Genomic DNA, 327 nt, shown 5'->3' on the forward strand with positions numbered 1-327 from the left:
AACGTCCTCAAACGACACGGATCACACCGTCCGCGCCGATGCGCTGCCATGGCAAACCCACCACCAGAGCGGCCAGTTGTTCCTGTGTGAGCGCATGCTGCTTTGGTTCGCTACCCGCGCGCGGCCATGCGAACTGCCCCTGATTCAGCCGTCGCGCTGCCAGCCAGATGCCAATCCCATCGTGTACCAGCACCTTCAGACGGTTGGCCCGCCGGTTGGCGAACAGGTACGCATGGTGCGGATGCGCGGCGCCGAACACGGAGATTACCCGACCCAGTGCCGTATCAAAGCCGGCCCGCATGTCCAGCGGGTCAACTGCCAGCCACA

The 327-nt window shown here is 64.2% G+C and carries 1 protein-coding gene; it reads right to left on the reverse strand.

The window, feature by feature from the left end; all coding sequences use genetic code 11:
• Positions 1 to 7 precede the first annotated feature (7 nt).
• On the reverse strand, positions 8 to 327 hold a 320-nt coding region (gene tnpB / locus AB3X94_RS42050; RefSeq protein ID WP_368614494.1), incomplete at its 5' end, for an IS66 family insertion sequence element accessory protein TnpB.

Source organism: Paraburkholderia sp. BR10923 (assembly GCF_040948765.1).
Taxonomy (GTDB): Bacteria; Pseudomonadota; Gammaproteobacteria; order Burkholderiales; family Burkholderiaceae; genus Paraburkholderia; species Paraburkholderia youngii.